The organism is Microtetraspora fusca, assembly GCF_001570365.1.
GTDB lineage: Bacteria > Actinomycetota > Actinomycetes > Streptosporangiales > Streptosporangiaceae > Microtetraspora > Microtetraspora fusca.
Genome location: NZ_BBYK01000074.1, coordinates 77,821 through 90,571, shown reverse-complemented (window position 1 = coordinate 90,571; position 12,751 = coordinate 77,821). Strand labels below are relative to the sequence as shown.

9 protein-coding genes are annotated in these 12,751 nt (G+C 69.5%); 3 read left to right on the top strand and 6 right to left on the bottom strand.

Annotated features, from left to right (window positions below; all coding sequences use genetic code 11):
• Nucleotides 1-239 precede the first annotated feature (239 nt).
• Nucleotides 240-1,877 carry a PucR family transcriptional regulator gene (locus AWQ68_RS35120; protein ID WP_084464749.1) on the bottom strand — a complete coding sequence of 546 codons (1,638 nt, stop codon included), beginning with the start codon at nucleotides 1,875-1,877 and terminating at the stop codon, nucleotides 240-242.
• 108 nt (nucleotides 1,878-1,985) lie between these two features.
• On the opposite strand from AWQ68_RS35120, the gene AWQ68_RS35115 reads away from it, so the two are divergent.
• Nucleotides 1,986-3,002, top strand: a complete 1,017-nt coding sequence (locus AWQ68_RS35115) for a D-cysteine desulfhydrase family protein (RefSeq protein WP_066949335.1) — start codon at nucleotides 1,986-1,988, stop codon at nucleotides 3,000-3,002.
• On the opposite strand, the gene AWQ68_RS35110 is transcribed toward AWQ68_RS35115, so the two are convergent.
• Nucleotides 2,995-4,620: a thiamine pyrophosphate-binding protein gene (locus tag AWQ68_RS35110; protein ID WP_066949332.1), complete on the bottom strand. Its 1,626-nt coding sequence runs from the start codon at nucleotides 4,618-4,620 to the stop codon at nucleotides 2,995-2,997. The genes AWQ68_RS35115 and AWQ68_RS35110 overlap by 8 nt on opposite strands.
• A gap of 226 nt (nucleotides 4,621-4,846) precedes the next feature.
• Between AWQ68_RS35110 and AWQ68_RS35105 the strand changes: the two genes are divergently transcribed.
• Together AWQ68_RS35105 and AWQ68_RS35100 are read left to right on the top strand one after the other, a co-directional pair.
• On the top strand, nucleotides 4,847-6,442 hold the full coding sequence (locus AWQ68_RS35105) for an N-acyl-D-amino-acid deacylase family protein (RefSeq protein ID WP_066949329.1): 1,596 nt from the start codon (nucleotides 4,847-4,849) through the stop codon (nucleotides 6,440-6,442).
• 36 nt (nucleotides 6,443-6,478) lie between these two features.
• The gene (locus AWQ68_RS35100; RefSeq protein WP_066949327.1) at nucleotides 6,479-7,666 is read left to right on the top strand and encodes an alpha-hydroxy acid oxidase; all 1,188 of its coding nucleotides are present in this window, start codon (nucleotides 6,479-6,481) and stop codon (nucleotides 7,664-7,666) included.
• 29 nt (nucleotides 7,667-7,695) lie between these two features.
• Here AWQ68_RS35100 and AWQ68_RS35095 read toward each other — a convergent pair whose 3' ends face one another.
• From AWQ68_RS35095 to AWQ68_RS35080, 4 genes are read right to left on the bottom strand one after another with little or no spacing between them, the layout of a single operon-like run.
• Nucleotides 7,696-9,048 (bottom strand): M20/M25/M40 family metallo-hydrolase, encoded by a 1,353-nt coding sequence (locus tag AWQ68_RS35095; RefSeq protein ID WP_066949325.1) that lies wholly within the window; start codon nucleotides 9,046-9,048, stop codon nucleotides 7,696-7,698.
• Nucleotides 9,049-10,953: a dipeptide ABC transporter ATP-binding protein gene (locus AWQ68_RS35090; protein ID WP_084464748.1), complete on the bottom strand. Its 1,905-nt coding sequence runs from the start codon at nucleotides 10,951-10,953 to the stop codon at nucleotides 9,049-9,051.
• Nucleotides 10,950-11,795: an ABC transporter permease gene (locus AWQ68_RS35085; protein ID WP_066949322.1), complete on the bottom strand. Its 846-nt coding sequence runs from the start codon at nucleotides 11,793-11,795 to the stop codon at nucleotides 10,950-10,952. Before AWQ68_RS35085 ends, AWQ68_RS35090 begins: the two co-directional genes overlap by 4 nt.
• Nucleotides 11,792-12,751 carry an ABC transporter permease gene (locus AWQ68_RS35080; protein WP_218007173.1) on the bottom strand — a complete coding sequence of 320 codons (960 nt, stop codon included), beginning with the start codon at nucleotides 12,749-12,751 and terminating at the stop codon, nucleotides 11,792-11,794. The genes AWQ68_RS35085 and AWQ68_RS35080 overlap by 4 nt, the downstream gene beginning before the upstream one ends.

Here is a 12,751-nt window from a genome sequence, read left to right as displayed (position 1 = left end):
GCGCACGTCTCTACCGCTCATGGCCGGACCCTACGTGGTGGGGCGGCCCGTCTCCATCGACGCGGGTCGGAAACCGGAGCGCCTGGGTTCTACGGGTGTCGAGTCAGAACTTGACGAAGCAGCGGGCATCGGCGGCGCCCGGATCTCATGCGGTGGATAAGAACTCCCGCACCACCGCGGCGATCTGCTCGTCGCTCGCGGCGATCGCCCAGATCTCTCGCAGGTCCGCTCGGCGACGGTTACTGCGCCTGGCCGGGAATGGGGTCGCGGTGCGCGATGTCCATCAGGCGCAGCTGCAGGCCGGCGAGGAACATCTGGTCGGGGTCCGTGTGGTCGAGTCCGGCCACCTCCCGCAGCCGACGCAACCGGTACCGCACCGTGTTGACGTGCACATTGAGACGCCGCGCCGTCTCGGCGACGTCTCCCAGACAACCGAGGTACGCGGCGAGTGTCGCCACCATGTCGGAGTGATGCCGCTGGTCGTATTCCAAGATCGCGGCGACCGCCCCGCTCGGTATCGGTATCTCCTGCTGCACGTAGTACTCCCGCACGTTGAGGAGGGTCGCTCCCAGCACGACCTCCTCGAAGGACCGGGCCGGCTCGGGGTCGCCGGTCGCCCGCATCGACGCGAGGGTCACCTCGGCGTCGCGTCTGGATCGGAGTATCCCCTCCGTCGTGCGAGCGGGACGCCCGACTCCGACGCGCAGACCGGGCAGCCCCATACGGTTGAGGAAGCCGCGCGCGATCCTGAGCGCCGCGGACGTTCCTGGAGCCCCTGGCTGAGTCGGCACCACACCGTAGACGGCGTCATCGATGACCGCGGCCACTGCGAGCTGCTCGGCAGCGCTGAGGTGCAGGTCGAGCGCGCTGGCGAGACGTTGCAGACCGTCGGGGAAGGAGCGTTTCAGCTCATCGACGGCGACCGCGAGGACGACCACCTCACGCGCGGCCAACCCAAGGCGCGCCCGCGCGTCGGGCGCCGCGTGTTGATCGGAGAGCATCGTCGCCATGTGTCCGCTGCGGATCCGTTTCCGGGCGTTGACCTCGGCACGACGTCGCAGCAGCGCGAGCGCCACCACACTGGCGGCCTCCGCGAACGCCGAAACGCGAGCGGCGTCCACAGGCCCCGGCACCGCCGCCCACATCGATCCCAGGATGTCGGTTCCCGAGCGGACGGCCACGGCCAGACGGGACTGGAGCCCGTGACCCAGGGTGATGAGTTCCGGCCCGGCGCTCTCGTAGACCCGTCCGATGGCGTTGACCTCGTCCAGGATGCGGCGATACTCGTCAGGAAGCGACTGCCCCAGGACGGTGGCCGCCCGTGCTCGGTCCACGTCCTCCTGGTGCTGGGAGAAAGCGAGCACCCGGAAGTCCAGATCCTGAATGATCAGCGGTGCCCGGATCAGTGCGCCCACCGCGTTCGCGATCTGGAACAGGTCCTTGTACGACTGGCTCGCGTCCTCGGCGTGGCCCAGCCCCAACGCGCCCATCGAGATGCGCTCACGAACCAGACCCGCGACGTGGAACCAGGAGGCCTGCTGATCCACCGCGAGCAGACCGATCGGCGCTCGCCCTCCCAGATCGCGGAAGCGCTGCTGCATGTCCTGCCCGTCCCGTACGAGCAGTGCGATGACGTCATGCCGGGCCAACCGCTCGACGAATTCCGAGGTCAGGTCGCCGGGCTCCACGCCGACGCCGAGCACGAGCGAGCGCGGAGGCGGCAACTCGCCGTCTTTTCCGCTCTCCAAGATCTCGGCGCTCTCCACGAGCCGTCCTGCGAGGTCGCTCGGGAGCAGCACCCTTGTCAGGATCAGACCGAGGTCGTCAACGATCTGACCGATCCGCGCGCCCGAGGGCTCCATCCGTCGTGTCGGCATGAGCAGCAGAGTAGCTCCGCCCCACTTGTGGAATCGAACCAAGATTCGATCAGGACTTGTGAGGATCGGCTAGCGCCGCGTCCAACGCCGTTCGTAGACCGTTGGGACATGACCACAACGCCTGTGTCCCTCCATGAACTCACCCGTCGTCCACGACGCCGCTTCGGCACGCTCACCAGTGAGGTGCACCCGCTTTCTCGGCTGCAAGCAGCGCTGGCCGACTCTGGGCATCGAGTCCCGAATCTATGGATCAAGCGCGACGACCGCGTAGGACTCGCCGGTGGCGGGAACAAGGCGCGCAAGCTCGAATTCCTCGTCGGCGATGCCCTGGCCCGGGGGGCGACCGCACTCGTCACTAGCGGGGCCGTGCAGTCCAACCATGCCCGTCAGACCGCGGCGGCGGCGGCCGCGAGCGGGCTCGCGTGCACGCTCGTGCTGCAGCGGAAGCTGTCCAGGGATGTCGAGTACGACGCCTGTGGGAACGTCTTCCTCGACGAACTGCTGGGGGCGCGCATCGTCTCCGTCGCGGCGGACGAGGACCTGAGCGACGCGGTGCATCGAGCTGTCGCATCGCTCGAGGAGCAGGGGCATCGACCCTACGTCGTGCCGGTCGGAGGTTCGAACGCGACCGGGTCGCTGGGATACGTCGAGTGCGCCCACGAGATCGTCGCATCGGGAGTACCGGTCGACCGGGTTGTCCTGGCCACCGGCAGCTCCGGCACGCACGCCGGCCTGCTCTCCGGCTTCACCGCGCTCGATTCGGACATCTCCGTGCTCGGCTTCTGCGTCTACCGTGACGCGGAGGCGACCCGCGAGGCGGTGACCGCCCTCAGCGCCGAGACGCTCGCCCAGCTCACCGACCGCCGGATCGATCCCAGCACGGTCGCGGTCGACGATCTCTCGCTCGGTCCCGGCTACGGCGTCCCCACGACGGAGATGCTCGAGGCCGTGCGCCTGGTGGCCCAGACCGAGGGTGTTCTTCTCGACCCGGTCTACACCGGGAAGGCGATGGCCGGACTCCTGCGCTGGATCCGCGAAGGCAGGTTCTCCGAGCAGGAGAACGTCCTGTTCCTGCACACCGGCGGGATCCCCGGCCTGTTCGCCTACCGGACCGCGTTCAGCTGACGAACGTGTTGAGGTGGTCCGGGTCGAGACGGACGTCGACCAGCACCGGAGCGACCCGGCTCCGCACCACGTCCTCGACGCGCTCAAGGTCCGTCAGGGACCGCACGGTCACCCCGTGGCCCCCCAACGCCGTCGCGACGGCGGCCAGATCAGGCCAGGCCATCATCGAGACGTCGACAGGCAGCTCACGGTTGCGCAGCTGGATGTGCTCGGCGCCGTACGAACCGTCGTTGAGCACAACGGCGATCAGGTCGGCGCCCTCACGAACCGCGGTGTGGAACTCGTTGAGCCCACCGAGCATGAATCCGCCGTCACCGGTGACATGCAGCACCGGCCGCTGCGGAGCGGCGAACCATGCTCCGATCGCGTTGGCGAGCCCGATCCCGATCACTCCGAAATTCAGCGAATGCACGTACGCGTTCAGCGGCGGATTGGAGAACCCCGGGACCGCGAGGTAGAGGAACCGGCCGGCGTCCATGGCGAGGGTGCGCTCCTGCGGCACCATCGACTCGATGGCCGACACCGCCGCCGCCCCGTCGAGTACCGAAGCCGTGCCGCGCCGTTTCGCGTCGGGACCGTTCGCCTCTGCCGGAGGTTCGTCGATGAACGTACTCGGTTCGATTTCGGCGTCCTCGAGCAACGCGAGCATCTCCGCGGCGACATCGGCGCTGTCGCCCAGGAGGCTGACGTCGACACTCAGGTGCCGCCCGAAACTCGTCGGGTCGATATCCACCTGCACCACCCGGGCTGAGCCGAACAGGCCCCCGCGCTCCGTCGTCCAGTCGTTCAGGCTCGCGCCGAAGGCCACCACGCAGTCGCTCTTGCTGATCGCCGCCACAGCTTCCGGCGACGCATACCCCCCGCAGACTCCCAGGTCCGCGCGATGTCCGCGGAAGAGGTCCTTGGCCTTCAGGGTCGTCGCCAGCCGCGCCCCCCGACGCTCCGCGAGCCGGATGACGGCCTGCCTGGCACGCGGATTCGCGGCGCCCGACCCGGCGAGCAGAACCGGCCGTCGCGCGGCGGCCAGCAGGCCCAGCGCGTCGTTCAGCTCGCTCTCGGCCACGCCCGGGGACTCGGCGGAGCGCTGGGGCGGGAGGTCGCGCATCTGCTCGACCTGGGACCACTGCAGGTCGGCGGGCAGGTTCAGGACGACCGGACGCCGCTCGTCCAGAGCACGTCGGCAGGCCGCCACCAGCTGGGTCTGAGCCTGCGCGGCGTCGGTGACCTGTACGAGCGTCGCCCCGGTGCCGGCGAGCACGGCCGCCTGGTCGATGTTCTGGACGTTCCTGGAGTCGTCGGCAGCGGTGTCACCCGCGATGAGCACGACCGACGACCGGTTACGGACCGCCTCGACCAGCGCGGTCACGGTGTTGGTGAGGCCGGGCCCGTGCGTCACGGTCGCGACGCCGACCTTTCCGGACACCTGGGCGTATCCGTTCGCCATCAGAACCGCACCCGCTTCGTGTGCGGCCGCGACGTACCGGGCTCCCGGAAGTCCCCGGTAGCTGTCGACCAGGTAGAGGTTCCCTTCGCCGATCACACCGAACAGAGTCGTCGCATCGAGATGGTCACGCAGAGTGCGCGCAATGGCCTGGTGGAGATACACGGCTACTCCCATACGGGTTGTCAGGCGAACAGGACACGGTCACTGCGCCGGTCTTATCCCGCCGACCTTATGGGGTGGATAGGCGGCGAATGTCGTGTGATCCCACAGACTCGGGACACCTGGATTCGTTGGACCGCATGAGGTCCGCGACATCTCGTCCTTCCTAGCGTTGACGCGTTCGCGGCGATCGCGCCGCTCAGAACCGGCCCCTCGGCAGCCAGCGTCCCCTGGAGGATTCGTGAACCGAACGCCCGTGCTGATCACCGGTGCCGTGATCCTCGATGGCGACGGCCGTCCCCCGTTTCCCGCGGACGTCGTGGTGGAGGAGAGCCTGATCGCCGGTGTCGAACCACCCGGGTCTGTGCCACCGGACCCGTTCGAGGTGCTGGACGCCTCCGGAATGGTCGTCGCTCCCGGCTTCATCGACGTGCACTCGCACGCTGACAACGCCCCCTTCCTGGAGGACGCGGACACCTCGAAGATCCTTCAGGGCGTGACCACGGAGGTGGTCGGCAACTGCGGCTTCAGCCTGGGTCCCGCGCTCCCCACCCACCGGGGGGAACTCGCAGAACTCGTCGCCCGCTTCTTTCCGCCGGGCACCCCGAGCAGCCCCTCCTTCACGGACCTCCTCGTCCTTTCCGACGAGCTCGGGTACGTGACCAACGTCGCTCCCTTGGTGGGGCACCACGCGCTCAGGGTGGGCACGGCCGGGCGCGCCGCGCGCCGGCCGGGCGCGCAGGAGCTGGCCGCGATGGGCGACCTGCTCAGGGAGGCTCTCGACGCGGGCGCCTTCGGCCTCTCGTCCGGGTTGATCTACGACCCGGGTATGTTCGCCCCTCCCGCGGAACTGACGGAGTTGGTCGCCCAGCTCCCCGCGGGAGGCGTCTACGCCACCCACGTTCGCGGCGAGGGTCGCCAGCTCCGCCAGAGCGTGGAGGAAGCCCTGGCCGTCGCCAGGCACACCGGTCGCGCCGTGCACATCTCGCACCTGAAGGTGGCCGGCCGCCCTTACTGGGGCGCGATGCCGGAGGTCCTGTCTCGGATCGACGATGCTCGGCGGCAGGGACACGACATCCGCCACGACGTCTACCCGTACACCGCCGGGAGCACCGTCCTCTCCGCACTGTTGCCGCCGTGGGTCCGTGACGGGAGCACGGAGCAGGTCCTGCGTCGACTCCAGGACCCCGACGTGGTGAAGCGCCTACGAGCCGACCTGGCACGGGATGGCGACGACTGGGAGAACCTCGCGTTCGGCTCCGGCTGGGAGAACATCGTCATCGCGTCCTCCTCGCGGGGCGAGCACGACGGCAAGTCCCTGCGGCACATCGCCGACGAGCTGGCGCGAGAGCCCGCCGACACCCTGGTCCACCTGCTGCTGACCGAACATCTGCGGATCAGCATGGTCATCCACTCGATGTGCGAGAGCGATCTGCGGACGGCTCTCGTCCACCCTCAGACGATGATCGGCTCCGACGGCCTCCCACCGGGGGCGCGCGGCCTGCCCCATCCCCGCCAGTTCGGCACGTTCCCCCGCGTGCTGTCACGGTACGTGCGTGAGACAGGACTGCTGACCCTCGAGGACGCGGTACGCCGCATGACATCGCTGCCCGCCGCCGCATTCGGCCTGGTCGATCGAGGATCCGTGCGTCCGGGAATGGTGGCGGACCTCGTCGCCTTCGATCCCGCCACCGTCCAGGACACTGCGACGTACACCGACCCCATACGATCCCCGGAAGGAATCGCCTGGGTGATGCTCGCAGGAAGAGTCGTCGCGCGCGACGGACGCTACCTCGGGGGCCGGCATGGGATGCGCCTCGTTCCCCGACACCCGTGATACCAGCATTATCCAGTTGCAGGACAGGAGTTCGAATTGTCCAGAAAGTCCGACCGGTGGACGAACCTCCACGACGCGCGAGCGGCCGCCCGAGCGGCGCTGCCCCGCATGGTCTTCGACTTCGTCGACGGCGGTGCCGGAGACGAGGTGAGCGCCCGCGCGAACCTGAGCGCGTACGCCGACGTCCGATTCGCGCCCAGGGTACTGGTGGACGTGTCCGCCCTTCGGCTGGAGACGACCGTGCTCGGCACTCCGCTGTCCATCCCCGTCGTGCTGGGTCCCACCGGCATGCCCGCGCTGGTACACCCCAGTGCCGAGCGCGGTGCCGCGGCCGCCGCCTTCGAACACGGCACCGCATTCACCATGAGCACCACCTCGAGCTTCTCCGCGGCGGAGGTGGTGAAGCACACCGAGGGGCCGCTGTGGTTCCAGCTCTACGCCTGGAAGGACCGCGCCCTGACCGAGGAGGTCATCGCCCAGGCACGTGAGGCCGGCGCCCGGGCACTGCTGTTCACCGTCGACACGCCGACCGCCGGCATCCGGGAACGCGACCTGCGCAACGGCATGACCGTCCCGCCGCGGGTGAACATGCGGAACGCCGTGGACGTGCTCAGCCACCTCGGCTGGGGGTGGCGGTTCAGACAGGGGCCCGGCATCCGCCTGGGCACGATCTCCGGGCTCGGCGCGGTGCCGAAGACCGGGGCGCTCGGGGTCGCCGGCTGGTTCGGGCACCTGTTCAACCGGAGCCAGACCTGGGACGACCTCGAGTGGATCCAGGACCAGTGGAGGGGGCCGATCGCGGTCAAGGGCATCATGACGCCGGCGGACGCGCGACGGGCACACGAGCTCGGCGCCGCCGCCGTCGTGGTCTCCAACCACGGTGGCCGCCAGCTCGACGGCGTTCAGGCGACGATCGAGGCCCTCCCGCGCGTCGTCGACGAACTCGTGGGAACCTCCACCGAGGTCCTGATCGACGGCGGCGTACGGCGCGGAGCGGACGTGGTCAAGGCCCTCGCACTCGGGGCACGCGCGGTGCTGATCGGCCGCCCCTGGCTCTACGGTCTCGCCGCGGACGGACGGCATGGCGTCAGTGCGGTACTACGCATGCTCACCCACGAGATCCAGAACACGCTCGAACTCCTGGGCTGCGCCGACGTCAACGACCTCGATCGCCGGTTCCTGGCGCACCCCTGCCGGCCCGGCACCGGCCGCAACCCGGGCTGACCCGCCATCCGTGTCCAGGACGCGCCAGATCAGAGCAGCTCGAGCAGCCGGACGTTGAACCGGACCGCGTCGAGGTAGTCCGCGATGGACAGGTTCTCATTTGGCGCGTGGACCAGGCTGGACATACGAAAGGCGCCGGGCGGGCAGACCACCGGCACCCCGAGCACACCGGCCACGAGCGCGAGCGGGCCGGTGCCCGGGATGATCGGCCGGATCACCGGATCCTTCCCCATCACTTCGCGCGCGGCCTGCTCGACGGCCTCGGCCACCGGGAAGTCGAGTCTGCTCTGGTGTGGCGGGACGAGGCTTATCTCCCGGACGGAGATCTCCCCGTACCCCTGCTTCTCGAGGTGTTCACGCAGCAGCCGGACCACGCGACCGGGCTCCTGGCCCGGGACGATGCGGAAGTCGAGTTTCGCCGTCGCCTCGCTCGCGAGGACGGTCTGCACTCCCGGCTCGGTGAAACCACCGCTGATGCCCGCGATGTTGCAGGTGGGCTCCAGGGCGAACCGGTGACGCAGCTCACGCTCGTCCCCCGGGAGGAGCGGAGGGACGTCCCCGATACTGGCCGCGGAGAGCGCCGGCAGCGGCGCTTCCTCGACCAGTTGGAGCGCCCTCTGCTCCGTGGGCAGGATGCCGTCGTGGAAACCGGCGATCACACATCGTCCGGTCTCGTCGGTCAGGCCGGCCAGCGCGCGTACCATCTCGGCCGTCGCGGACCGGAGGATGGCCGCGAAGGACGAGTGCTGGTCGACGCTCAGGGTGCGCAGCCGCAGCTCGACGTACACCAGACCACGGCATCCGAAGACGAGCTCGGGCTCGCCTTCCTCCCCGCGCAGATATGACTCCCACAGGCATGCGTCGATGCCGAGCCCGGCCAGATGTTCACGGGTAAATTCCCCGAGGCCGGGGCTGCCGATCTCCTCGGCTCCCTCACTCAACCAGACCAGGTCGCACGGGAGTTCGCGGCCGAGCGCCCGCCAGATCTCCAGAGCGTGGATGCGGGCGAGGATGTCCGCCTTGTCGTCGACGACGCCCCGGCCGAAGAGAGAGCCGTCTTCTATCACGCCCTCGAAGGGGTCATGCCGCCACTGATCATCTGGTTCGGTCGGCTGGACATCGTAGTGGGAGTAGAGGAGAACACGCCGGTCCCCTCGCCCCGAGGCGCGCCCCAGCACCGCATCGGGTGCGCCCGGCACCGGGACCAGGGCCACCTGGTCGAGGAGGCCGCCGAGCCGGGCGGCGATCCACCGGGCCATGTCCCGCAGCTGCGGATCACGAGAGGACGAGATCGACCGGATCCGCGCTGCTTCTCTGAGGTCCTCGACCATGCGAGCCGTATCACGCCGGATCAGCTCCTCGACCTCGGGACTGGTTCGCATTCAGGCACTCGCCTCCTCGGAGATGCCGAGCCAGTCCGCGGACAGGCTCGGGGCGGCGGACAGCAGCAGCCGCGTGTACTCATGAGACGGACGATCCAGGACGTCCGCGGTAGGACCACCCTCGACCACCGCGCCGTGCCGCATGACGTACACCCGGTCCGTCACCTGGCGCACCACAGCGAGGTCGTGAGTGATGAAAACGATCGAGATGCCGAGCTCGGACCGCAGCTCGTTGAGCAGGTTGAGGATCTGCGCCTGAACCGAGACGTCGAGCGCGGAAACCGCCTCGTCGCACACCACGAGCTTCGGGTTGACGGCCAGGGCCCGCGCGATGGCGACCCGCTGTCGCTGCCCGCCGGAGAGTGCCCGAGGCTTACGCGTGGCGAGCGTCCGCGGTAGCCCGACCTGATCCATCAGCGCCGCCACGCGATCCGGCACGCCGTCACGTACGCCGCCGGCGCGAACGGCCTCGGCCAGGACCGCCCCGATCGACAACGAGGGGTTGAGCGTGGACTGCGGGTCCTGGAAGACCATCTGCACCGTACGTCGGGCGGTGGCCAGGTCCCGCCGATCCAGGCGGGCGTAGTCGGAGACGTCGACCCCGTCGAGGACGACCGATCCCGCGTCCGCGGTCTCCAGCCCGAGCAGGCACTTCGCGAGCGTGCTCTTGCCGCTGCCGGACTCGCCGACGATGCCGACCGACTCTCCGGCGGAGATGTCGATGTCCACCCCATCGAGCGCGACGACCTGCCTTCGCGCGGAACCGTAGGTCTTGCGGAGCTCGCGCACCCGCACCAGCGACTGCCCCGCAGCCGACTGCTCGACCTCGACCGATGCCGCGTTCTGCATCTGGGTGCGGGCACGTTCCAGCTCGACGGTCAACTCGTCGACGCGCAGGCAGGCCACCGAACGTGTCGGCTCGACAGGCGTCAGCACTGGAAGCTCGGCGCCGCACCGGCTGCTCGCCCAGGCGCACCGCGGCGCGAAGGCACAGTCCTCCGGATGCTCATCGGCTCGGGCCGCCGTACCGGGGATGGCACCGATCCGCACCAGCCGGCGGTCAGCCGGGGGCTCTGAACTGATCAGTCCCATCGTGTACGGATGAATCGGCCGCTCCGCGACATCGCGGGCGTCTCCCACCTCCACGACGGCGCCGGCGTACATCACCGCCAGCCGGTCGCACATCGAGAACGCCAGCCGCAGGTCATGGGTGATCAGGATGAGCCCCATGCCCCGGGAACGCTGGAGCCCGCGCAGCAGACGGAGGATCTCGCGTTGCGTCGTCACGTCCAGGGCCGTCGACGGCTCGTCGGCGATGACGAGGTTCGGGTCGAGCGCCAGCGCCGCGGCGATGCCCACTCTCTGCCGCATGCCCCCGGACAACTCACTGGGGTATGCGTCGGCCACCGAAGCGTCCCGGATGCCCACCTCGCGCAGGCGTCGCTCCACCTCCTCGCGGCGGCGTTCGCGGGTGAGGCGGCGGCCGTTCTCGTCGCGGACCAACTCGACCACCTGGTCGCCGCACGTCATCGTCGGGTTCAGCATGGTGAACGGGTCCTGGAAGATCAGCGAGATCTCCCGGCCGCGCAGCGCGCGCAGCGCCGCTCCCCGGGCACCCACCAGTTCACGTCCCTGGTAGGTGATCGAGCCGTCCATCGACAGTCCGCGAGGAAGCAACTGCACCACGGACCGGGCGAGCATCGACTTTCCGCTGCCGGACTCGCCGACGAGGCCGACCGCCTCGCCCCGGGCGACCGTCAGGTCCACACCGCGCAGCAGCGGCCGCAGTGTCGGGTCACTCCCGACGCCGACGCGCAGACCGGTGACCTCCAGCAGCGACTCGCCCTGGACGCCCACCGGAGCTCGTCCCGAATCCGGCCCCGAACCCGGTATCGCCACAGTCATGACCGCTCCCGATTGCTGATGGTGTCGAACACCCAGTCGCCGACCAGGTTCATGGAGACCGCGAAGAGGACCAGTGCGGCGCCGGGGGCGATGGCCGCCAGGGGTTGGCTCTGCAGCAGTGCGATGTTCTCGGAGAGCATGCGCCCCCAGTCGGCGGCCCCGGGCGGGATGCCCAGGCCCAGGAAGGAGAGGGCCGCGAGCACCACCAGGACGTGCGCGAGGTTCAGGAAGACGTTCGCCACGACCAGGCCCACCACGTTCGGCAGGATGTGCACGAACATCACCCGCCACTTGCCCAGCCCCAGCGTCATCGCGGCGGCGACGTACGCCTTCTGCCGCACCTCCAGTGCGGCGCCTCGCACCACGCGCATGTCGACCGCGATCGTCAACAGGCAGGTGACTGCCACCGCGACCGCGTATCCGCCCCCCAGTGCCCCGGTGAGCACGACGGCGACCAGCAGGGCCGGAAGCGACGAGAGCAGATCGGTGACTCGCATCACCACCGAATCCACGACGCCACCGTGGTAGCCGGCCAGCAGCCCGAAGAGAGTGCCGATCAGAGCCGACACGATCACCACCACGACCGGGCCGAGCACCGCGAGCCTCGCGCCCACCAGCACTCGGGACAGCACGTCCCGCCCGGCATCGTCCGTACCGAGCCAGTAGGTGGACGAGGGGCTCAGGAGTGTGTTCTGGAGACTGTCGGCGTAAGGGTCGTGCGGCGCCAGCACGCTTCCGAAGGCGGCCATGGCGAAGCCGCCCAGCACCACGACGACCGCACCCAGCACCAGCAGTGGGATCCGTCTGCTCCGCGCGCGGCGGCGAGTCTGCGGCTCGATCACGAGCGGAACCTCCGTCGAAGGTCGGGGCTGACAGCGAAGTACGCGAGGTCCACCAGCAGACTGATCAGCACTACGGTCGCGGCGATGAGCAGTGCCATGCCCTGGATCATGGGGATGTCGGTCGACGTCACCGCCTCGACCATCCGCCCGCCCACGCCGGGCAGCGAGAAGGTCTGTTCGATCAACACGCTGCCGGAGAGCATCCCGATCAGGACGAGCCCCAGGGCCGTGATCACCGGAACCAGCGCGTTGCGCAGGCCGTACCTGAGCAACACTCGGCGCGGCGGCACCCCTCGGGCCCGCGCGAAGGTGATGTAGTCCTGGTCGAGCACCGTCAGCAGGGACGAGCGGGTGAACTTCACGATCAGTCCCAGAGCCATGAACGCCAGCGCGACCGCGGGCAGGGTCAGGTGGGCCACCCGGTCCGCGAACCCGTCGCCCGCGGCGTAGATGGGGAACACCGGCCAGCGGACGCCGAACAGGTACAGCAGCACGAGCCCGGTGACGAACGCGGGCGCGCTCACCCCGACCACCGAGACGGTAACGGCCAGGCGGTCCCAGATCGTCCGGGGGCGGGTCGCGGCGAGGACCGCCAGCGGGACTCCCAGCGCCACCGCCAGTACGAAGGCGTAGGCGCTGAGGAACAGGGTGACCCCCATCCGCTCGGTGATCTCCACCAGCACCGACTGCCGGGTCATGATGGACTCACCGAGATCCAGCTGCACGGCGCGGCCCAGCCACGAGAGGTACTGCTCGTGGAACGGGCGGTCCAGGCCGTACTGGGCGGTGAGCGCCGCGGTGACCTCAGGCGTACGGGGGAAGTTCCCCGCGATCGCGTCCAGCGGATCCCCTGGCGCCAGGTAGGTGAGCGAGAAGACGACGAACGACACCACGAGGAGCAGGCCGGCCATCAGCGCGAGCCGAGACACCGCGTAGCCGACGACGGCCTTCACCAC